The organism is Pseudorhodobacter antarcticus, from assembly GCF_900110135.1.
Taxonomy (GTDB): Bacteria; Pseudomonadota; Alphaproteobacteria; order Rhodobacterales; family Rhodobacteraceae; genus Pseudorhodobacter; species Pseudorhodobacter antarcticus.
This window is the reverse complement of record NZ_FOCO01000037.1, coordinates 1-21306: the sequence shown is the minus strand read 5'-3', so window position 1 is coordinate 21306 and position 21306 is coordinate 1. Positions and strand designations below refer to the sequence as shown.

At 60.0% G+C, this 21306-nt stretch carries 24 protein-coding genes and 1 pseudogene; 11 read left to right on the top strand and 14 right to left on the bottom strand.

Annotated features, from left to right (window positions below):
- Positions 1–69: 69 nt before the first annotated feature.
- On the top strand, positions 70–279 hold the full coding sequence (locus BMY36_RS19565) for a hypothetical protein (protein ID WP_139194081.1): 210 nt from the start codon (positions 70–72) through the stop codon (positions 277–279).
- Positions 280–423: 144 nt separating this feature from the next.
- On the opposite strand, the gene BMY36_RS14945 is transcribed toward BMY36_RS19565, so the two are convergent.
- The 3 genes from BMY36_RS14945 to BMY36_RS20005 form a co-directional block, all read right to left on the bottom strand.
- Positions 424–597: a DUF1328 domain-containing protein gene (locus BMY36_RS14945; protein ID WP_074818852.1), complete on the bottom strand. Its 174-nt coding sequence runs from the start codon at positions 595–597 to the stop codon at positions 424–426.
- Positions 598–685: 88 nt separating this feature from the next.
- The gene (locus BMY36_RS14940) at positions 686–2473 is read right to left on the bottom strand and encodes a sensor histidine kinase (protein ID WP_050520570.1); all 1788 of its coding nucleotides are present in this window, start codon (positions 2471–2473) and stop codon (positions 686–688) included.
- Between the two features lie 15 nt (positions 2474–2488).
- Positions 2489–2659, bottom strand: a complete 171-nt coding sequence (locus BMY36_RS20005; RefSeq protein WP_175469307.1) for a NepR family anti-sigma factor — start codon at positions 2657–2659, stop codon at positions 2489–2491.
- 151 nt (positions 2660–2810) lie between these two features.
- Here BMY36_RS20005 and BMY36_RS14935 point away from each other — a divergent pair, with 151 nt between their 5' ends.
- The 3 genes from BMY36_RS14935 to BMY36_RS14925 all read left to right on the top strand — a co-directional run bounded on the left by BMY36_RS14935 (position 2811) and on the right by BMY36_RS14925 (position 4100).
- Positions 2811–3134: an ElaB/YgaM/YqjD family protein gene (locus BMY36_RS14935; protein ID WP_050520569.1), complete on the top strand. Its 324-nt coding sequence runs from the start codon at positions 2811–2813 to the stop codon at positions 3132–3134.
- Positions 3134–3466 (top strand): hypothetical protein, encoded by a 333-nt coding sequence (locus BMY36_RS14930; RefSeq protein WP_050520568.1) that lies wholly within the window; start codon positions 3134–3136, stop codon positions 3464–3466. Before BMY36_RS14935 ends, BMY36_RS14930 begins: the two co-directional genes overlap by 1 nt.
- Positions 3467–3584: 118 nt before the next feature.
- Positions 3585–4100 (top strand): winged helix DNA-binding protein, encoded by a 516-nt coding sequence (locus BMY36_RS14925; protein ID WP_082224905.1) that lies wholly within the window; start codon positions 3585–3587, stop codon positions 4098–4100.
- Between the two features lie 3 nt (positions 4101–4103).
- Here the strand turns inward: BMY36_RS14925 and BMY36_RS14920 are convergent, their stop codons facing one another.
- From BMY36_RS14920 to BMY36_RS14910, 3 genes are read right to left on the bottom strand one after another with little or no spacing between them, the layout of a single operon-like run.
- Positions 4104–5399, bottom strand: coding sequence for a TRAP transporter large permease (locus BMY36_RS14920; RefSeq protein ID WP_050520566.1), 1296 nt, complete (start codon positions 5397–5399; stop codon positions 4104–4106).
- A complete protein-coding gene (locus BMY36_RS14915) occupies positions 5399–5923 on the bottom strand; it encodes a TRAP transporter small permease (protein WP_050520565.1) in 525 nt (174 codons plus the stop codon). The genes BMY36_RS14920 and BMY36_RS14915 overlap by 1 nt, the downstream gene beginning before the upstream one ends.
- A gap of 58 nt (positions 5924–5981) precedes the next feature.
- Complete coding sequence (locus BMY36_RS14910; protein WP_050520564.1) at positions 5982–6947, bottom strand: TRAP transporter substrate-binding protein; 966 nt, start codon at positions 6945–6947, stop codon at positions 5982–5984.
- A gap of 116 nt (positions 6948–7063) precedes the next feature.
- On the opposite strand from BMY36_RS14910, the gene BMY36_RS14905 reads away from it, so the two are divergent.
- The 5 genes from BMY36_RS14905 to BMY36_RS14885 all read left to right on the top strand — a co-directional run bounded on the left by BMY36_RS14905 (position 7064) and on the right by BMY36_RS14885 (position 12301).
- Positions 7064–7828 carry a 5-oxoprolinase subunit B family protein gene (locus BMY36_RS14905; RefSeq protein ID WP_050520563.1) on the top strand — a complete coding sequence of 255 codons (765 nt, stop codon included), beginning with the start codon at positions 7064–7066 and terminating at the stop codon, positions 7826–7828.
- Positions 7825–8850: a 5-oxoprolinase subunit C family protein gene (locus BMY36_RS14900; RefSeq protein ID WP_050520562.1), complete on the top strand. Its 1026-nt coding sequence runs from the start codon at positions 7825–7827 to the stop codon at positions 8848–8850. The genes BMY36_RS14905 and BMY36_RS14900 overlap by 4 nt, the downstream gene beginning before the upstream one ends.
- Positions 8851–8863: 13 nt before the next feature.
- Positions 8864–9631: a LamB/YcsF family protein gene (locus BMY36_RS14895; RefSeq protein WP_050520561.1), complete on the top strand. Its 768-nt coding sequence runs from the start codon at positions 8864–8866 to the stop codon at positions 9629–9631.
- Positions 9632–9716: 85 nt separating this feature from the next.
- Positions 9717–10739, top strand: coding sequence for a ligase-associated DNA damage response exonuclease (locus BMY36_RS14890; protein WP_414811688.1), 1023 nt, complete (start codon positions 9717–9719; stop codon positions 10737–10739).
- Complete coding sequence (locus tag BMY36_RS14885) at positions 10739–12301, top strand: cisplatin damage response ATP-dependent DNA ligase (RefSeq protein ID WP_050520560.1); 1563 nt, start codon at positions 10739–10741, stop codon at positions 12299–12301. Before BMY36_RS14890 ends, BMY36_RS14885 begins: the two co-directional genes overlap by 1 nt.
- A 3-nt stretch (positions 12302–12304) precedes the next feature.
- Here the strand turns inward: BMY36_RS14885 and BMY36_RS14880 are convergent, their stop codons facing one another.
- Entirely contained in the window at positions 12305–13063 is a 759-nt protein-coding gene (locus BMY36_RS14880) for a COG3904 family protein (RefSeq protein WP_050520559.1), read from the bottom strand.
- Positions 13063–14376: a hypothetical protein gene (locus BMY36_RS14875; protein WP_074818849.1), complete on the bottom strand. Its 1314-nt coding sequence runs from the start codon at positions 14374–14376 to the stop codon at positions 13063–13065. The genes BMY36_RS14880 and BMY36_RS14875 overlap by 1 nt, the downstream gene beginning before the upstream one ends.
- A 445-nt stretch (positions 14377–14821) precedes the next feature.
- On the opposite strand from BMY36_RS14875, the gene BMY36_RS14870 reads away from it, so the two are divergent.
- On the top strand, positions 14822–15859 hold the full coding sequence (locus BMY36_RS14870) for an AI-2E family transporter (RefSeq protein WP_050520558.1): 1038 nt from the start codon (positions 14822–14824) through the stop codon (positions 15857–15859).
- Positions 15860–15967: 108 nt separating this feature from the next.
- Here BMY36_RS14870 and BMY36_RS14865 read toward each other — a convergent pair whose 3' ends face one another.
- The 3 genes from BMY36_RS14865 to BMY36_RS14855 form a co-directional block, all read right to left on the bottom strand.
- Positions 15968–16165 carry a CsbD family protein gene (locus BMY36_RS14865; protein WP_050520557.1) on the bottom strand — a complete coding sequence of 66 codons (198 nt, stop codon included), beginning with the start codon at positions 16163–16165 and terminating at the stop codon, positions 15968–15970.
- 90 nt (positions 16166–16255) lie between these two features.
- Entirely contained in the window at positions 16256–16864 is a 609-nt protein-coding gene (locus BMY36_RS14860) for an RNA polymerase sigma factor (RefSeq protein WP_231579751.1), read from the bottom strand.
- Entirely contained in the window at positions 16809–17006 is a 198-nt protein-coding gene (locus tag BMY36_RS14855; RefSeq protein ID WP_050520579.1) for a NepR family anti-sigma factor, read from the bottom strand. The genes BMY36_RS14860 and BMY36_RS14855 overlap by 56 nt, the downstream gene beginning before the upstream one ends.
- A gap of 141 nt (positions 17007–17147) precedes the next feature.
- Here BMY36_RS14855 and BMY36_RS14850 point away from each other — a divergent pair, with 141 nt between their 5' ends.
- Positions 17148–17948 carry a response regulator gene (locus BMY36_RS14850; RefSeq protein ID WP_050520555.1) on the top strand — a complete coding sequence of 267 codons (801 nt, stop codon included), beginning with the start codon at positions 17148–17150 and terminating at the stop codon, positions 17946–17948.
- Positions 17949–18484: 536 nt separating this feature from the next.
- On the opposite strand, the gene BMY36_RS19560 is transcribed toward BMY36_RS14850, so the two are convergent.
- The 3 genes and pseudogenes from BMY36_RS19560 to BMY36_RS14830 form a co-directional block, all read right to left on the bottom strand.
- Entirely contained in the window at positions 18485–20737 is a 2253-nt protein-coding gene (locus BMY36_RS19560; protein ID WP_139194079.1) for a tetratricopeptide repeat protein, read from the bottom strand.
- Positions 20734–20955: pseudogene (locus BMY36_RS14835) on the bottom strand (flagellar motor stator protein MotA); the annotation flags it as partial. The pseudogene BMY36_RS14835 and the gene BMY36_RS19560, both read right to left, overlap by 4 nt.
- A 55-nt stretch (positions 20956–21010) precedes the next feature.
- On the bottom strand, positions 21011–21306 hold a 296-nt coding region (locus BMY36_RS14830), incomplete at its 5' end, for a transposase (protein WP_139194078.1).

The following is a 21306-nucleotide window of genomic DNA, read 5'->3' as shown; positions in this document are numbered from 1 at the left end:
TTGATCTTGGATACGCATCTTGAAAAACTGCGCATTTGCGCCGCCGCGCGCAACGTAAGCATACGGGGTTTGCAGGATTTGACCGTGCAGCCCACGATAGACGATTCTTTGCAGTTCGCCCAATCCCGCATGCGCTATGAAGCGTGGGCAGATACCCGTCGCGCCGAACTTAACATCATGCTCGCCCGCCAAACGGCAGATTGGCTTGACGAAAAACACGCCGCAGAAAAGGCGTTTGGTCGTGCCCAAAACATTTCTCGTTTGCAAAAAGATCCGTAACGATCCTGCGACGAAACCGGACCGAATAAACGCGACCTTATTTTGTGACAAAAAACCCGTGCTGAACCACCCATGAAACAGGCGATCCACACAACGCCCCCCAACCTCGGCAGGCCGCCCCAAAAGACGACCCGCAAAAGCCCGTCAAACTGGGGGTTTGCCGCGCAGCGCGCGCGCGACCATTGCCACCACGAACAGTAGCAAAAATATGTAAAACAAAATCTGCGCAATGCCTGCAGATGCACCCGCGATGCCGCCAAACCCAAGGGCGGCGGCGATGATTGCGACGATGAAAAAGGTAACGGCCCAGCCAAGCATATTGGTCTCCTTTGCATGTTGCGGATGAAAGCACCCGACACTGTGATGCAGACAAAACCCCTGACACGCGGCTTGGTTCCCTGCCCCGTTAAATGAGGGGGTCATCCCCACGATCTTCGGCGTCGGTCAGGTTGCGCACCCCAAAAGTGATCGACAGGCGGTACAGGTCCGGCGTCACAACGCGGTCCAGTTTGCCCCCCAATTGTTGCGCAAACGCGGTCAGCAATTGCTCGCCCAATCCGGTGCCCCCCCCCGCCGCAACATCCGCCGCAACACCCGCCCCTATCCCTGACCCCAACGAATTTTCCACTTCCAGCATCGCCATCTGTTCGGGCAGGCACACCAGCCGCACCGCGATGTGGACGCGGCCACCCTCCCCCACGCCCGCGTATTTCATCGCATTTGACATCGCTTCGGTCAAAAACAACGACAACGGCACGGCCTGATCTGGGGTCAAATGCAGCTCCGCGGCGTCAACCTTTACGGCGAATTTGCGGTCACCGCCGCTGCCCAGATTGACAATCTGGCGCACAATGTCGCGCAGCAATTCATCCGCCCGCACGTCCGCCATGCCGCTGGTTTGGTACAGACCTTGGTGAATGGTCGCCAACCCCATGATCCGGTCCTGCAGGTTTTTCAACAACAGCTTGGATTCGGGCGCCACCGCCTTGCGCATTTGCAAGCTCATGATCGACGCAATCAGTTGCAGATTGTTTTTGACCCGGTGATGCACCTCGCGCAGCAAAACCTCTTTTTGGTGGATCGTATCCTCCAACCGCGCCTCGCCGCGCATCACACCATCGGCCATGCTGGTAAAGGCGCTGCCCGCCGCGCGCAATTCGCCCGGTGCCTCGGCCAGATTGCCAACCATCACACGGCGGTCCCCTTTGGCAAAACGCCCAATCGCACGGGTCAGCACTCGCACATGCCGCGACACCAACCATTCCGCCGCCCATGCCGCCACGATCATGCCAATCGCCCACATCATAACGGGCAGCAAATAGGGCGACAAATCATTGCGCGTGGCAAGGCGGCCCGCGCGCGCGTCCCAACTGCTCATCAAAAACAACTGGCCCTGCACCATTGGCACCATTGCAAATGTGCGGTCCTCGCCTGCGGGGGTCTTCCCATTGAACACCGTGGCTGGGCCGGTCACAAACCCCGCCAAGGGCCTTGATGCAGGCAAATACCGCGCCACCGCGTCCAGCCCCGTGCTGGCTGTCAACACCTCCCCCGCAGCGTCAAAGGTCCAAAACTGCGCCGGAATATCCAAACCCGTGGTCGCGGCGTCCAGCGCTTTGTTCACCCCGTCCAGTTGGGTGTGCGGCAGCGCAATCGTGGTATATCCCAGATACCCCCCCGCCAAATCATACACCGGATGGGTGATCAACAAAACCGAAGTTTGGGAAATCGGCCCTTTGCGCACCACGCTGAACATCGGGATTTTGGCGCTGGTAACCTCTAAAAACTGGGGAAAATCGCTGTAATCATAGGCGCGGCCATCGGATGAACAGGTCATCAACCCTGATTTGGGCACAAAAGCCACCAATGATGCGGCGGGCACTTGGGCCGCCGTCAATCGCATCGCCGCACCGCACAAATCGGGCGCCCCCGCCTGCACGGATGCCCCAACAACGGCGGGCGCACTGGCCAGCGCCGCAACCGCACCTTGGGCAAAGCGGATCAACCCAATTTCTCCCGTGCTGGCGCGCAAGGTTGCCCCCAACATGGCCTGCTGCGCACGGCCCTGCGCCTCTTCCTGCAAGCTGCGGGTTTGCACCAATGACACCACCAACAACGGCAACAGCGCCAGCGACAACACCAACGCGAACCGGGCGTTGACCCGTTCCCACCACCGCATGTCATCTTGCATCATTGCCGCTTTCTTTGGTCACACATCGGGCTTTTTCGCCTTATCTTGGTCGCGCAACTGGGCCAGCAGGGCTTTAAACCGCTCCGGCACGGGTTCGTTCAACACTTCATCATACACCCGTTTCAGGTTGGCCTTGATGTCTTGCTGAACTTTATCCTTGGGGGTTTTGCTTGCCACATAACCATACATTTTTAATCCGCCCCCACTCTACACAACCACGAACGCTTTGCCCAATGTTTGGTTCCCGCACATCCCCGCCTTTCTTTTTTGCGCTGCATGGAACCGGCCCGCCCCCGCCGCGTTTTCCCCTCAATACGTCACACCCAAACCGGAGGCATCCATGCCACAAGCAGAAAAAAGCAACATCGCCGATTTGAACACCGACCTGTCCAAACAAGTGGCCGTCCTGCGCGAAGATATCGCGAAACTGACCGCCGTCGTCGCGGATTACAGCAAGGCCCAAGGGGTGCAGCTTAAATCCATCGTATCGGACAAGGCAAATGAACTAACCGAAACCGGCCGCGCCGCCGCAGACAGCGCCAAAGATGTGGCAAAAATCGCCTATTCCGATGCCGAAGGGGCCATTCGCGCCAATCCCGCATCCGCCGTCGGCATTGCGGCAGGTCTTGGTTTTTTGGTCGGTCTGCTCACGTCCCGCCGCTGATGCTTGGCCTTGAACACCGGGTCGCCCGCACCGCCCGCAAGGCCGGGCTGATGACCGCCAGCGCAGCCCTGATCGCGGTTGGGGCTGGCTTTTTAACCCTTGCCGCGTGGATATACCTTGCCGCTACCCAATCGGCGCTGTTTGCCGCTGGCGTGATCGGGCTGGTTTATCTGGGCGCAGGCGCGGTTATGCTGGGCCTTGCCGCCCGCACGCCACCCGCGCCCCACACCGCCCCCCCCGATGCTTTGGGCGGCTTTTCCCCCATGCAATTGGTCCTCGTGTCGTTTTTGCAAGGGATGGACCAAGGCAAAAAGGCCAACCACCGCCAGTGACCCCAAGCAGTGACCCCAAGCGCCCGCACCCTGCGGGCGTATTCACCCGCCACCCCCGTTGCAAACCGCGCATTATGCCGACATTATGCAGATAAATCGCAGGCATAAGGGGCATATCATGCAAGAACCAACCGACAGGCGGATTGTTTCGTCGCGCCATTTGGCCGAAGGCGACGGTTGGGAAACCTCCGAATTCGAATACGGCCTGATCATCGCCTTCAACAGCTTTTCGCGCTGGATGCAGCGCTGCATGACCGCCGCTGGCCTGCCCGATCTGTCGTCGCTGGAAATTTTGGTCCTTCACAACACCAACCACCGCGACCGCGAAAAACGCCTGTCCGACATCTGCTTTTTGCTGAACATCGAGGACACGCACACCGTAAACTACGCTCTGCGCAAATTGCTAAAACTGGACCTGCTCACCTCTGAAAAACGCGGAAAGGAGGTGTTTTACCGCACCTCCCCATCGGGTCAAAAACTGTGCCAAGATTACCGGGCTTTGCGCAAACAATGCCTGCTGCGCATCCTGCCCAACGCGGGCGTCGATGGCGCGGAACAGCGCAAAATCGCGGCGACCCTGCGCGCCATGTCCGGTCTTTATGACCAGGCCAGCCGGGCCGCCGCATCGCTGTAACCCTTACATCAGGCTGGGCAAATAGGTGACGATGTGCGGGAAAACCGTGATCAACACCGCCGCCAGCAGCAACAGCAGGAAAAACGGGAACGCCGCCCGGGCAATGCGCAAAATATCAATGCCCGTCAGCCCTTGAATAACGAACAGGTTGAAGCCAATGGGCGGCGTTATCTGGCTCATTTCCACCACCAAAACCAGATAAATCCCGAACCACAACGGGTCTATTCCCACCGCCTCGACCATTGGCAAAAAGATTGATGTGGTCAGCACCACAACCGAAATCCCATCCAGAAAACAGCCCAGAATGATGAAAAACACCGTCAGCACCGCCAGCAGCGCATAAGGTGACAGGTCAAACCCGCCAATCCATGTCGCCAAATTGCGCGGGATCCCCGTGAACCCCATCGAAATCGACAGCACCGCGGCCCCCAGCAGGATAAACGCAATCATGCAACTGGTTCGCGTGGCCGCCATAAACGCATCCACCAGCTTTTGCAGCGTGAAATTGCCCGCCGCCACCGCCAGCACCACCGCCAAAACCACCCCCACCGCCGCCGCATCCGTGGGCGATGCAATCCCAGTATAAATCGTGGCAATCACGCCGATAATCAGCAACATAACCGGGATCAACTGCTTGGATGCTTTGACTTTTTCGCCAAAACTCATTCCGCCCACCTCAGCCGGAATCAAATCGGGATTCATCCACGCCCGCACCATCACATAGCCCGCAAACAGCGCGACCAGCATCAACCCCGGCAACACGCCCGCCACAAACAGCCTCGCAATCGACTGCTCAGTCGCCACCCCGTAAACGATCATAATGATCGACGGCGGTATCAACAGCCCCAGGGTCGCAGACCCCGCCAGCGTCCCCAAGATCAAGCTTTCGGGGTATCCCCGCCGCGTCAATTCCGGCACCGACATGCGCCCAATGGTGGCCGCCGTGGCCGCAGATGACCCCGACACAGCAGCAAAAATCGCGCAGCCCAAAACGTTCACATGCAACAACCGCCCCGGCAAACCGCCCAGCCACGGCGCAAGGCCGGAAAACATATCCTCCGCCAACCGCGACCTTAACAAAATCTCGCCCATCAAAATGAACAAGGGCAGCGCGGCAAGCGGCCACGAATGGCCGTAGGACCACATGGTGGTCGCCAAAACCTGCCCCATCGGCGCGTTGGAAAAAAACGCAAGGCCCGTCATCGCCAGCAGCGCCAGCGACACCGCCACCCAAATGCCACTGGCCAGCATGACCATCAGCACCACAAGCAACGTCAGAAAAATCATCGGATCAGACATTATTCGGCTCCCATATCGGTCAAGATCGGGCCACCCGCACGCAGGCTTTCAATCATCGTATCCACAAACGCCACCGCCAACAGCGCCAGCCCCGCCACCATAAACACCTGCGGCATCCATGTCGGTATCGCCACAATCCCGGTGGATTTATCCCCGTAATGCCAGCTTTCGGCCATCAACAGTCCGGCGTAATAGGTGGCGGTGGTCGCAAACAGCGCACCCACGGCCAAACTGCCCACCTCCGCCCCCCAGCGCACGCGGCGCGGCAGGCGTTGCACCACCAACCCCACCCGAATGTGCCCGCCCGCGCGCAAGGTGTATGCCAGCGCCATGAACGTCGCCGTCGACAACATATACCCCGCAAAATCGGCATAGCTGGGGATGGTGTACGACAGCCCCGCCCCCCCAATCCGCGCGATCACATTAAACGTAATCTGCGCCGCAATCAGCAGACAAATCCCCAGAATGGCAAGCGCCGCCAACCCGCCCGACAGCATATACAAACGGTCCAAAAATCTGCGCATCACACGGCCCCCGCTGGTTGGAAAAAAGGCCCCCCTGCATCGCAAGGGGGCCGCTTGGTCACTGGGCCTGATAGGCGGTCAACACCGCCAGCGCCGCGTCTGGCGCGCTGGCCTTCCAATTGGTCAACATCGTGTCACCAATCGCTTGCAGCCCGGCAATCAATTCGGGCGTCGGTGCCAAAATCGTCATGCCCGCGTCTTGCATCACCTTCACCTTTTCGGCGGTTTCGGCCTTCGACATCTCAATCCCGCGCGCCTCGGCTGCGGCGGCGGCATCCATCACGGCCTTTTGCACCTCGGGCGTCAGCCCATCAAACATCCGCTTGTTCACCACAACGATGTTTTTGGGCAGCCACGCGTCAATCGAGGTATAATGCGACACATAATCCCAAGCCGATGAATTGGCCCCGGTCGATGGTGACGTGATCATCGCCTGCACTTGCCCAGTGGCAAAGGCTTGGGCAATATCTGCCGCCTCTACCTGCACGGGAGCGGCCTTTGCCAGTGTCGCAAACTCCTCCAACGCGGCGTTATAGGACCGCAGGCGCAACCCCGCCAACGCATCGACATTCGCCATTTCCCCATTGGTATAAAGCCCCTGCGCGGGCCACGGCACCGAAAACAGCGGGATCAGGTCTTGGGCCGCCAACAGCTCCACAATCACCGGCTTTTGCGCCGCCCACAGCTTTGCCGCATCGTCATAGCTGGTTGCCAAAAACGGCTGGCTGTCCATGCCAAATGCCAAATCCTCATTCGCAAGCGACGACAGGAAAAACTCCCCAATCGGCACTTGGCGCGACCGCACCGCATTTTTAATCTCACCGCCCGCAAACAGCGACCCCGCCGAATGGACCGTGAATTGCAGCGCACCATTGCTGGCCGCCGCCACATCATCGGCAAATTGGCGAATGTTTACGGTGTGAAAGGTGCTGTCACCATAGGGCGTCGGCATATCCCAGGTTTCGGAAAACGCCGGGGCCGCGACAGTCAACGCAGCGACAAGGGGAAGCGAAAGTTTCAACATGCAATCTCTCCTGTTGGGGTTGCTCATCTTTAACGGCAACCTTTTTATGATGTAACGTTGACATTTTGTATGTGTTTTGCAAACTGTGTCAAGCAATCTTTGAAAAGGACCGCTGGATGAGTACGGCCCCCCCTCCCCCCGCCCCGGCGATCAAAGACGCCGCAAACATCTTTGCTTTGGGGCAGGATGCGGTGCTGATCCGCTTTGGCAACGGCCAAACCTCTAACCCGGAAAAAGCGTTACAATTCATGGGCCTCCTCACCGCCGCGCACATTGCAGGCGTCATAGAAATCGCTCCCTCGCTCGCCTCGGTGCAAATCCGCTTTGCCCCCGACCGCATCACCCGCGCAGCCGTGATCACCGCCCTGCAAACCCTGTTACAGCCCACCACCGCCCCACAAACCCCGCCACCCCCGAATCGCCGCTGGACCATTCCGGTCGCATTCGGCGGCCCCTCCGGCCCACAATTGACAGAGGCGGCAACCCTCGCAGGCATCACCGTCGCGCGCGCGGTTGCCGACCTCACCCACACCCCCCTCACCGTTTTGGCCATCGGTTTCGCGCCCGGACAACCCTATCTCGGCCATTTGCCCGAAAACTGGGGCATGCCGCGCCAATCCGCCCTTACCCCGAACGTGCCCGCCGGGGCCATCGTGGTCGCAATCCGCCAAATCGTCCTTTTCGCCAACCCCAGCCCAACCGGATGGCGCTGGATTGGGCAAAGCGCGTTTTTGCCGTTCGACCCAAACCGCCGCGACCCTTTCGCACTGCGCCCCGGCGACAGCATCCACTTTGCCCCCGTCGATGCCACCACCATCGACACCTTGCGCGCAAACGACCCAAACGGCCTTGGCGGCGCGACATGGGAAGGCGCAAAATGACCACCACCCTCACCATCGACAGCACTGGCCCTTTGGTCACGGTCCAGGACCTCGGCCGCCCCGGCTTCATCGCCCTTGGCCTTTCCACAGGCGGCGCGATGGACCGATTGGCGCTTTATGAAGCGGCGGCATTGCTGGGCACGCCCGCCCCCCAAACCGCGCTGGAAATGGCCGGCAGGGGCGGCACATTCCGCGTCACCCACGCCACCCGCTTTGCCCTTACAGGCGCGCCAATGTCCGCGCAAATTGACGGCACGGGCGTCGCTTGGCACGCCAGCCACAGCCTGCAACCCGGCCAACACCTCACCATCGGTGGCACCTTGTCTGGCAGCTACGGCTACCTCACCTTCGCGGGCGGCCTTACCGCCCCCGCCTTGCTCGGCAGCCCATCCGCCCATCTCGCGGCGGGGCTGGGTGCGCGCATCACGGCGGGCGACACCTTCGCTTTGGGCGTTGATGCCACGCCCGACCGCACGCCCCAAACCCTTTCCCCAACCGACCGTTTCAACGGTGGTTCCCTGCGCCTCATGCCAGGCCCGCAATCGGATGAATTTGACGCAGCTACCCGCACCCGTTTCGCCCAAACCCCCTTCATCCGCAGCGCGCAGGCCAACCGCCAAGGCATCCGCTTGGATCAATCCGGCCCCGCCTTCACCGCCCCAAACGCCGCCACCTTGATGTCCGATTTCATCGCCCCGGGGGATGTGCAACTGACAGGCGCGGGCCTGCCCTATGTGCTGATGGCCGAATGTCAAACCATCGGCGGCTATCCCCGCATTGGCACCGTGATTGCCGCCGATCTGCCGCGCATGGCGCAGGCCCCAATGGGCGCCTCCCTTGCCTTTGAATGGATCACCTGCGATCAAGCCGATGTGTTGTTCCAAACCGATGCTGCGATACTGGCAAAGCTGCGCGCCACCGTGCAACCTTTGCGCCGCAACCCCGCCGATATGCGCGATCTGCTGTCGTATCAGCTTATCAGCGGCGTCACGCGGGGGGATGAACTGGCGGCGACGATTTAGAAAGGGCCTCACCATGCAAAACATCGACCTAAACGCAGATATCGGCGAGGGGTTTGGCCCGTGGACCATCGGCAGCGACGCCGATTTGATGGGGGTCATCACCTCCGCCAACATCGCTTGCGGCTTTCATGCGGGCGACCCCGACACAATGGCCCAAACCATTGACCTTGCCTTGAAAAACGGCGTGGCCCTTGGCGCGCATCCCGGCTTTGCCGATCTGCAAGGCTTCGGGCGGCGGCGCATGCACCTGCCTGAACCCAGCCTTGCCAATATGATTCAATACCAACTCGGCGCGCTGTCCGCGATGGCGCAGGCCCGCGGCGCACCCATTGCGCATTTCAAACTGCACGGCGCGCTGTCCAACATGGCCGCGGAATCGCTGGATATGGCGCGCACTTGCTATGCCGCAGCCTTGGCCTTGCACCCCGGCATCCGCCTTGTCATCATGCCAAATACCGCGTTAGAGGCGGCAGCCCGCGACCTGAACGCCCCCATGTTGGCCGAGGTGTTTGCAGACCGCGCTTATACCGACAGCGGCGCCTTGCTGGATCGCAGCCAGCCGGGGGCCATGATCCACGACCCCCAAACCGCCGCTGACCGTATGGTGGCCATGCTGCAAACCGGGTGCATCACCTCTCACACCGGGCGGCGTATCCCAACCCAAATCGACACCATCTGCGTACATGGCGACAACGCCAACGCCCTGCAAACCGCCCGCAGCGTCCGCGCCGCATTGCAAACCGCAGGCCACAGGTTTTGCAGCCCTTCATTCAGCGCCTAACCCGCATTACCATTTGACCCGGGGCCGCGCAGCCTTACCCTTGCAAACGGCCCGCATCCCGCCGCGCCACCCCAAGGATTTGCCCGTGACGCCCGCCCAAACCACCGCCGCCACCTTGCTGCAAACCCGACCCGAAGGGCTTTATTGCCCGATGGGGGATTTCTACATCGACCCCACGCGCCCGGTGCAGCGCGCGCTTATCACCCATGGCCACGCCGATCACGCGCGCGCAGGCCACGGCGCGGTCATGGCCACTGCCCAAACGCTCGATATTATGGCCATTCGGTATGGGGCCGATTTTACGCAATCACGCCAACCCGCCGCTGGCCCGCAGCAGATCGGCGATGTCGCGGTATCGTTCCACCCGGCAGGCCACATCCTCGGCTCCGCGCAAATCGCAATCAGCCATAAATCCATCGGCACCGCCGTGGTCACGGGCGATTATTCCCGCAGCCCAAACCCCGCCTGCGCGCCTTTTGAACCCGTCCCCTGCGATATTTTGGTGACCGAGGCGACGTTTGCCCTGCCCGTGTTCCGCCATCCCGACCCCGGCGATGAAATCGCCCGCCTTCTGGCCTCCGTTGCCGCCTTTCCAGACCGCGCGCATCTGATCGGCACCTACGCGCTTGGCAAGGCGCAGCGCCTTATCATGCTGCTGCGCGCCGCAGGCTGGGACGCCCCCATCTACATCCACGGCGCGCTGCAAAAGCTGTGCGATTATCACGTCACCCAAGGTATCCCCTTGGGTGATCTGCGCGCAGCCACCATAACGCGCGGCCAAAAACGCGACTTTGCCGGGCAAATCGTCCTCGCGCCCCCCTCCGCCTTTGCCGCAACATGGGCGCAACGCTTTCCCGACCCCGTGATCTGCTTTGCCAGCGGTTGGATGCAGGTCCGCGCCCGCGCCCGCCAGCGCGGCGTTGAACTGCCGCTGGTCATTTCCGACCATGTCGATTGGCCCGACCTAACCCGCACAATAACCGAATTAAACCCGGCCGAAACATGGGTCACCCACGGCCGAGAGGATGCGATCATCCGCTGGTGCGCGCTGCAAGGCCGCACCGCCCGCCCCCTGCGCCTGCTGGGGTATGAGGAGGAGGAAACCTGATGCGCGCTTTCGCCGACCTCCTCGAACGTCTTGCCTTCACTCCGCAACGCAACGGCAAAATCGCGCATCTCACCCAGTTTTTCGCGGCTACCCCAGACCCAGAACGCGGCCTCGCCCTTGCCGCCCTCACGGGTGATCTGGGGCTAAAAGCCGTCACCCCCAGCCTGCTGCGCGGCCTTGTCGCCCAAAAGGTTGACGCGGACCTGTTCGCAATCAGCTATGATTTCGTCGGTGATCTGGCCGAAACCATCGCCCTCATCTGGCCCCCCGCAACCAGCCACACCCCCACCACGCTGCCCGATTTGGTTGCCGAACTCCAGCAATCGCCAAAATCCGCGCTCCCCGGCCTTATCGCCATGCGGCTGGACGCCATGCTGCCGAATGAACGCTACGCCTACCTCAAACTCGCCACGGGCGGCCTGCGCGTCGGCCTCTCCGCCCGCCTTGCCCGCATGGCCGTGGCCGAATTCGGCGCCCTGCAAGTGGAGGAGGTAGAGGAAATCTGGCACGGCCTCACCCCGCCCTACACCGACCTTTTCGCATGGGCCACGGGCGGTCCCAAACCCACCTCCGCCGCCCACGCCCCCTTTCGCCCCGTCATGCTGTCCACCGCCACAGACCTTGCCGCCCTGCAATCCCTGCCCGCCGCCGATTATACCGCCGAATGGAAATGGGACGGCATCCGCGTGCAAGCCACCAACGACCACGGCACCCGCAAACTCTATTCCCGCACGGGCGAAGATATCTCAAACGCCTTCCCCGACCTTCTGGCCGCCCTCAATTTCGACGGCACGATTGACGGTGAACTGCTGGTCAAACGCGGCGACCACATCGCCCCATTCGGCGATTTGCAAAAACGGCTGGGGCGCAGAACCGTCAGCCGCAAAATGCTGGACAGCCACCCAGCCCATCTGCGCGCCTATGACCTGCTGGTGTGGCAAGGCGCAGACCTGCGCGCCCTGCCCCACACCGACCGCCGCAGCGCATTGGATGCCGCCATCGCCACCATCAACCATCCCCAAATCGACCTTTCCCCCCTGCTGCCGTTCCAAACATGGGATGATCTGGCCACCCTGCGCAGCGCCCCCCCCAGTGACGTGATCGAAGGCGTGATGATAAAACGCCGCGACAGCCCCTACCTCGCGGGCCGCATGAAAGGCCCGTGGTTCAAATGGAAACGCGACCCGATGGTGATCGACGCCGTGCTGCTTTATGCCCAGCGCGGGCATGGCAAACGCTCCGGCTTTTACTCCGATTTCACCTTTGGCGTCTGGGACAACGGCGCGCTGGTCCCGGTGGGCAAGGCCTATTTCGGCTTTACCGATGCCGAACTCAAATCCCTTGACCGCTTTGTGCGCAACAACACCACCGAAACCTTTGGCCCCGTGCGCGCCCTAAAACCCCTCCAAGTGGTGGAGGTGGCGTTTGAAGGCCTCAACCGCTCCCCCCGCCACAAATCCGGTGTCGCCATGCGCTTTCCACGCATCTCGCGCATCCGCGATGACAAATTGGCGGGTGATGCCGACCAGTTGCAAACCCTGCGCGATATGCTGCCCGACTAAGCGCTACTGCGTCACAACGGCCCAATCGGTCAACTCTGCTTGGGTCAAAATGTAAATCTCATCCGCCGGGGTCGCCAGCGCCGGGCCCATAATGCGCAGATCAACGCCCATTGTCACCAAATGCTCCAACACCTCGGCTTGGCCGCGCTGAATATCCTCGGCGGCCAAAAACGTGGGCAACATGGTCGCCTCGCCAAAACTGTGCTGATGCACGCCCATACGTCCGCCATCCGCAACCGCGCGCACCGTCCCGCCCACAAACATATAGGGGCAGGCAGACAGGCACACCGCCCCATCGGCCACCCGCGTATCCGCCCCCAAATCGCGCAGCACCCGGCCAATCATCAACGCATCCGAAACGCTGCCGCCGGGGCTGTCCATCACCACAAACGCAGGCGGCGTGGCGCGCAGCTCCGCCGCAATCCGCGCGCCATCGCCGGGTTCAATCGCCCCGCGCAAGGTGATGCCCACGGCCTCGCCTTCGGTCACGGCGGCGGTGGTCAGGCGGCGCGGCATGTCGGGGTCCATCCCTTCGCCGGGCTGGCTGGGCTGGCGCGGGTCATACAACCGGCGCTGGTCGCCCGGTTGCACTGGCTGCGTCAAATCCGGCGCATCCGACCCGGTGAACAGGCCGGGCAGCGTTGGCCCCAAATCAATCAGCACCAACAAAACCGCAATCGCAATTTGCCCACCTAACAACCAGCGCAGCGTCCGCCGTTCTGATGGTTGGGCTTGGACTGCTGCCCCTTTTGGCACCTCCATCAGGTGCCCGCTTTCGGCGTGTCAGGCACCAACGGCCTGTTTGGCGCGGGGTCAGTCGCTTTGCCCGCCTCCCCCCCTTCAATTTCGCGCAGCGCCAAAACGGCGGCGCGCAATTCCGATACGGTCATCTGGTCCTCCAACCGCAATGGCTCGCGCCCCGCACGAATGGCCGCTTGCGCCACGGCGACAATCATCACCAACACGGCAGGCAACAGATCAATCGCAATCGCCCCTGCCCAAGATGGCGCAAAATTGCTGGCATAGCGTATCACCGCATCCGCCGTGGAAATCGGCGTGTAAATCACCTCTGGCGCGGGGGCCAAGGCCAAAACATCCGCCGCCGCCGCCTGCAACGTTTCTGCCCGCCGCGCCAAAACCGCCAACAGCGATTCTATCGTCGCCTGCTGCGCTGCCTGTCCGGTTGCATTGTCCGCGTCCAATCGCGGCAACACCACCGATTGCGCCAAATCCCGCGCGGCCCGGTCCACCAACGCCGCCACCGACAGTTGCCGCAAGGTGGTGATCACCCCGGCAAGGCGCACCGATTCCTCCGAAAACTCGACCGATCTGTCCTCCACCTTGCCCGGGGCCACCGTCAGCGCCCGCATCCGGCTCAATATCGCGTTGCCTTCGACAAAGGCTGCCAAAACCGGGCCTTCTTGCGCCAAAATCAGCGCCTCCAATGCGGCCAATTCGTCCGATTTCTGGGTCAAAACCCGAAACACCGCGCCTTGCCCCGCCAACCCAGACAGGCTGCCCGCCGCCTCTTGCGCTGATAAATCCTCAAACCCTTGCCGCGTGCGCCCGACATCCAGCGCCAGCGCTTGGCCTTGCAGCGTAATCTCATGCGCGCGCTCCAGCGACACTTGGTAATCTTGCACCGTGCGCGCCAAATGCTGTTCCACCGCTGCCGACCCCGCCAGCGCCGCCGCGTTCAACCATGATGACATCGCCACAATCGCCGCCGACCCAATCACCATCGCCAGCACCAACCACAACCGCGTCGCCGCCGTGCGCATCGCAGGCAGCAGCCGCAGCAAATAGGACCAAAACACGAAAATCCCCGTGGATACAGCGGCGGAATAGGCAACGGCGGCAAACAGCGACAGCGCGCCACCATCATCCAACAGCCCCCGCACCCCCAGATAGGTGTAAATCCCCGACGCCACCGCCAAAATACCCAGCGCGGCGGATGTAAAGCTGTCAAGCCATGTCAAATGGCCCTCAACCTCGCGCGCGTGGCGCAGCCCTTGTGTCTCTGCGCTCACCCGCTCGCCCCCCTGTGATGTGATGCCGTGTTCAACCCTACACATATGGCGGAAGTTTCCCAGACTCAACGCAGGTGAAAAACCTTTGCGTGATGCTGCGCGCGTCAGGATTGGGGCGACCCGCAACAGGGCCGCCGTAAAACATCGCCTGACCCGGCACGGTAAAATCCACCCCCACCCGGAAACCTTCGGGTCAATCCCAATTGGCAATGAAAAACCCATTCCACTGTGCCAAACAGCCCCTCAGCGCCGCTATCAGCCATGCCATGGCTCTTGGTCCAACCGCGCCCGGCCCCCTCGGTTTGGCAGCTACAAATGCCCATTTGTGCCGGGGCGAACGAATTGGCCGTGGGCCCCATAAAACACTCCGGCCATCAAGGTCAGCGACCAAACCCATGACGATGCCGAAAGCCCCACATTCGCACCCCTCGCCGGGAACGCAACACTCCTGTCCCGCGTTACCTTGCGAAGCACAAAGGGAACCGGCGCAATGAACATCGAACGACTGGCACAAATATCGGTGATTGTGATCGGCACCATCGCATTGTTTTCCGCGCTCAACACGCTGGAAAGCATCTTTGCCCCGCTGGCCCTTGCGCTGATGGCGGGTGTCGTCATGTCCCCCGTGACCGATTTTGGCGAACAGCGCGGCTTTCCCCCCGTGATCGGCGCGCTGACTGGCCTCACCGTGACCCTTGGCCTGCTCACAGGGCTTGGCCTCGTGTTCTACCCCCTGATGGCGCAATTGGTCGATCAGGCCCCCAAGGTTTGGTTTGACATGCAAGACACCATCCGCCTGCTCAAATCCATGCTCGGCGATCTGTCCGACATGGGCAACAGCGTGACCGCCGCCGTCTCCCCCAGCACAACCACCCCAAACGCCACAGCCAACGAGGGCGTCGCCCTCCCCTCCATCACCGACGCCCTCATGGTCGCCCCCGCCATCGTCTCCCAAACGCTCATCTTCGCCGGGGCGCTGTTTTTCTTCCTGCTCACCCGGACGCAAATTTACAACTGGGCCGCCCTTAAACTGTCAAACCCAGGCGAGCGCGCCCAAACCGCCCTAAAACTGCGCAACGCCGAACGCTATGTCGCGCGCTATTTTGGCACCATCACCTTGATCAACATCGCCCTTGGCTTTTGCGTCGGCACCGTACTGCAAGTGTTGGGGATGCCGGGCGCGGCACTGTGGGGGGTGGTCGCGTTCCTCCTCAACTTCGTCGTCTACCTCGGACCTGCGATCATCGCCATCGCCCTAACCTTTGCCGGGGTCGCGGTGTTTGACGGCAGCATGACACTGGCCCCGATGGGTGCCTACCTCACCCTCAACGCGATAGAGGCGCAGTTCATCACCCCCACCCTCGTCGGCCGCAACATGGCCGTAAACCCCCTGCTGGTGTTCTTGGCCTTGGTGTTCGGCATCTGGCTTTGGGGGCCAATCGGCGGCATCGTCGCCATTCCGTTTCTCATCTGGGTGCTGGTCCTGAACGGCGCATTGCTGGCCCCCAAACCCACCACCCAAACATAAAAAACCCCCGGCCGCACAACCCAATCTAAATCGGGGGGCAGGCCGGGGGCGGCACTCTTAACAACGCCACATCGGGCGCGGCGCGCCTTAACGCGCCGCAAAACAGGCTCAGTGCTTGCTCATCCAATCGTCGACCTCACGCTCGGCCTCCGCTTTGGCATGGCCATATTTCTCTTGAATTTTGCCGACCAACTGGTCGCGCTTGCCTTCAACCCGGTCCAAGTCATCATCGGTCAACTCGCCCCATTTTTCCTTGGCAGACCCTTTGACTTGCGCCCATTTGCCTTTGAATTCATCCATATTCATGGCGTCTCTCCTTGCTTATGGCCCACGTCTTGCAGGCTCGATGCAATACCAACGCGGCCCCCCCGGGAATGGTTCCCAAAACCTCTCACATCACGCCGCCGCCTCGTCTGGGCCAGACGGCGCGCTGGGGGCAAACGCATCCAACCCACCCATCACCGCACTTTCGCCCTCCGCCAAACCCATCAACCCCGCAAGGATCTTGCGCGCGCGGCTGGTGCGGCTTTTCACGGTGCCAGGCGCAATCCCCAGCGTTTGCGCCGCCTCTTCCGTCGTAAACCCGGACGCGCCCACCAAAATCAACACCTCGCGATGCTCTGGCGACAGTTGGTCAAACGCGCGGCGAAACTCGGCAAAGGCCAGCTTGCCATCATGGTCCGGCCCCACTGACAATTGCCCCGCAAAAATCCCGTCGGTGTCTTGCACCTCGCGGCTTACTTTGCGGCGGCTGGAATAAAACGTGTTGCGCAAAATCGTGAACAGCCATGCCTGCATATTCGTGCCGGGCGTGAATTTATCAATATGCGTCCACGCCTTCACAATCGTGTCTTGCACCAAATCATCCGCAGCCGCCACGTTGCGCGTCAGGCTGATCGCGAACGCCCGCATCTGCGGCAAAAACTGCACAATCTGGTCGCGGGGGCTGTCATTTGCGGTCATGCTGATGCGCCCCCCCAGAATCCCCGGGGCCCGAATTCCCATCCCCCGAATCTTTTGCCCGCAATTGCGCCAACAATTGCTTAAACCGGTCCGGCACATCCTCCGCAACAGCCTCTTGATAAACGCGCTTCAAATTGTCGTCGATCTGTTGGCGCAATCTGGCTTTTGGGTCCTGCTCTGGCATATGTCCTTTTTCTTTCCGGGCATTTGTGCTGATCTGCACGCACATAAATTTTGGTTTGCCTCTGGAACCAAACGCACCGCCCCCGCGTTTGGTTCCCAGAATATTCAAAATACGGCTCCTAGGGGATACACGAGGGATCATATGTCAAACACCGATATTGCAACAACCGTTGGCACCCTGCTGCCTTTCCTGCGCCGCTATGCACGCGCGCTGACTGGCAGCCAAACCACGGGCGATAAATTCGCCGCCGCCACGCTTGAAGCGGTGCTAGAGGATGGCACCGTTCTCACCAATGCCACAGATCCCCGCGTCGGTCTGTTTCACGCCCTGCATTTGGTCTGGGCCAGCGCGGGCGCGCCGCTTGGTGAACCCGACACTCGGTTTTCCGCCATCGCGCAGGCCCATATGGCCAAACTCACCCCCAACTCGCGTGAGGCGCTGCTACTCAAAGTGATCGAAGGTTTCACCATGACCGAGGTCGCAGAAATCATGCAAATCAACATGGATGAGGCGCAGCACCTTATCACCATCGCCGCCACCGAAATGGAATCCGCCATCGCGGGCCGCGTCATGGTGATCGAGGATGAAGCGATCATCGCCATGGATATCAGCGCGATCGTGCGCGAAATGGGTCACCGCATCACCGCCGTCGCCCGCACCCGGACCGAGGCCGTGGCCGTAGCCCGCGCCAACAAACCCGACCTTATTCTGGCCGACATCCAGCTGGCCGACAAATCGTCGGGCATCGACGCGGTCAACGACATTTTGGCGCAATTCGCGGACATCCCGGTGATCTTCATCACCGCCTTCCCCGAACGTCTGCTCACGGGCAACAAGCCCGAACCCGCCTTCCTTATCACCAAACCCTATTCCGAAGATCAGATCCGCTCCGCCGTCAGCCAAGCGATGTTCTTTTCCAGCACCGAAACGCTGAACGTCTGAAGGGATGGAACGGGCTCACCGCACAAGAATAAGGGTGGCTGTACGGCCAAAGTTCGGGCCACCCAAACGGCGCAACGCAAAACCAGCAACAGCCCCGCCACATTCAAAAACAGCCCCCAAGGCAGCATGCTGCGGAAAAAACAGCCCCCCACTCTTGCCCGCGCAAACGGTCCCAATGCCCCCCCCTACGCTGTCCTTTGGTCGAATGAACCGCGCGGCACCCCACCCCAAGCAGCCCCCACCCCAAGCGCAACACCTGCCAAATCGCACCAACCGCATCCGCGATACGGCGCTGCAAACCTCTTAAGATTTGGTTAACAAAAAAATGAATATCGTTGTATTTCAATGCATTAATCAAAGCATCGCGCGCGATTTCAACGCCGCGAACCGCAGTCTCGACATCCAAAATCACACCTCCAATGCCCCCGCAAAGACCCCATCAGGCCAAAAAATGGGGCCACAGCCATAATTCAACACCCCTTCCCCACGCCGCCCTCTAAACAATCAACATCCTCTCCAGCCGACCTAAACCAAACTCAATTCTCAGGGGATGGCCCAGTTTCGGTGGCTAATAAACGCTCTAAAACCGCACGCGCCGCCGCACTCTCCTTCAATGCCAGGCGGGAATTCAAAAGCGGGGTATCAGCCGCAGCACCCCCATCTGCCACGGGTTGCCCCGCCACCTCAGGTTCGGCCCCCGCCACAGATTTACCCGTCACAAGGCCCGCCGCTTCTTGCCAAACACCACCTTCGATAAAGGCACCCATTTGCGACCAATTTTCTTGACGTTTTGCAGACTGCGCCGCCGCTTCAATCTGCCCCAAGCTTGCAAGCTGTTCAACTGCCCCCTCGCCATCCATCGTGGCCAGGATTTTCGCCCGAAGGTCCTTGCTTTCGTCCTCATCAAGCAAATCCAAAAAAGAAAGCGCAGCAGCAGTATCCTCGCGTGCAGACTCAATCTCAGCGGCCAACAATAAGCCCACGGGACCTGCCGTGCTTTCCTTTTCAAGAATGTCTGACAGCCAAAGCATAGCTTGATCGGGAAACCCCAGATCAAGCAGCCGTCGCGCAAATTTTGTTCCCATTTCATGTGTCACAGCAGGCGTTTTCTGTGAGTTTTCAAAAATTGCATGAGCGAGAACCTCGGTATCGCTACCTTGCTTTGCCAACAGCTCCCAAATCGGCGTACTTTCTTTCGCTGCCTTATCCAACAGCGTAAAAGCATCAGAAAATCGATTTTGGGACGCGTAAGCAAGGCTAAGCGCTCGCTCCAAAGCGGCCTCAGACTGCCCTCCCCGCGCTTCATGCAACAAAGCTTCTGCTGTTGTGGTCAACTCTTGGCTGATCTCTTCTCCAGCCGTGATTTGGGTTTCAATAAGAGAAACGGTCGATTGAAGGCCAACAGCCCCCGAACTGCCTGAGAGAGGTTTGAGAATTGTTTCGGCAGAAGCTTGGTCGCCGCTTGCAAGATCTATGGTTGCCTCTAACAACTTAAATGACGCATCTGGTTCGCTTGGCGCCCTGGCGATTGCATCACTGATAGCGCGCGCGCTCGTCTGGTCACCGCGCGAAAGAAACCTGCTTGCCAACCCTGGCCCTAAATGACGACGCAAGTGTAATGGCAACGCAGAAAACGTCCTTAGCACAGCGGGAATTGCCACCTGCTGCAACGGCGGCAATTCATCATTAGCCATAGCTGCCCACATTGCGGCCCCAGTGTCGCAGGTTTGCATTCCATCAAACGCTGGGCCCCGCACAGGCTCCAAATCCACGATATGGGACATCGCTCGCCATACACTGGCATCCCCACGAACATCTTGAAATGCATCAAGAAGCATACGCGCTTCGGCACCAAAACCCATCGCCAAATAGAATTTTACTGCTTTTTCAACATTTTCCAGATTAGGTCGATCAAACTCTCCCACCAAATTACTTATGTTTTCAGCAATGCCCATGCTGGTTTTGCTCGCGCTTTCCCAAGCTAAAACATCAAGTCGGTCACTGGAAATACACCGAGCTCCATCGCCTGTTAATTGGCCGGGCTGACGTTTCATGAGGCTTAACCTCACACTAGCTTCGGCACCAATCAGGATATTGTCAATCCCCAATCCGGCCGAAGCCTCCCGCGACGTCGCATCCAAATTATTGGCAAAGTCGACAACACCCATCGCCGCACCTTTACTCAGCTGCCAGATTAATTCATCGCGCGTCTGATCCACTGAAACAATGCTGCTCAAGACGGTTTTACTTAAAGGTATATCCGGCGCCGGAGGCAGGCGCGCAGCGTTCGAAATCGTAGCCCCCAAGTCAGCAACACTAGGAATTGGCTCAGGTCGCACAGATTTTTCTAAAGCAAGCGATGACAAATCACGTTTGACCAACGGTTGTTGACGAATTCCGTCAGCCCCCAGTTCGTAGATGCTATCATCGGGTGCAAGCCCATCTTTGATATCTAAGACGACAATGCTTGGTCGCAATTCGAAAGGGATGATGTGACACGCACAATCGACCACAATTTCAATCGTACCAGTTTCGACGTCAGAAGAAATACTGCTTAATCGTTCTTTGGAAAGCCGACGGTAAACTTGCGATAAATCAACAACAGACCTTTTTGCTGGTGTCGAAAAAATATAACCGATGTCAGTTCTTAAAAGTGACCACTCCTTTGGATTTGGAAATGTTAAAACCAATCGGGAAAAACCCTCATGCTCGCCTGATGCTACAGCGACGCTCTGCGCTTTCGCGAGCGTCGCGAAAAATATGGCTATTATGAAAATCAGAATCCTCATGCTGCGTCCTGTTTCAAGATACGCAGTGCCTCCTCCAGATCGCCGAAGCTGGGGCGCATGTGATGCGGTGTGTTTTGACGGCCAACTTCGATACAGATGTTTGCCGGGTGATTGTGCAAATTTGCAATCAACACTTCACGAATCAAAAGGTAAAAATGGTTGTCTTCTTCTGTGACTGCTTTCACGCGGGTTGCGAAGGGACCGACAAGCCCATAAGCGGGCTCTGTTGCACAAATGGTCTGACGGTGAGGGTTCCCCTATCCCCGGACAGACTTATCCCACGACTTCTGTAATGGGCGTGCCGAGAGTGGTGAAGCCGTTCAGGACGGCAACACGAACTTGGAACTCCGCGACCTGACGGTCGAAGTCCCGCGCCATAAGGCGCTGACCCAGCAGTTTGACACAGTGCATCTTTGTTTCGACGCGGCTTCGGCGGTGATAGCCGCTCCATCGTCGCCATATCGTCCGGCCGAAGCGTTTCGACGCGCGGAGGGCCTCGTTCCGCGCGATCGCGCCAGGAGTGTCGGGTTTCCATGGCTTGGCGTTCTTGCGCGGCGGAATGATCGCGG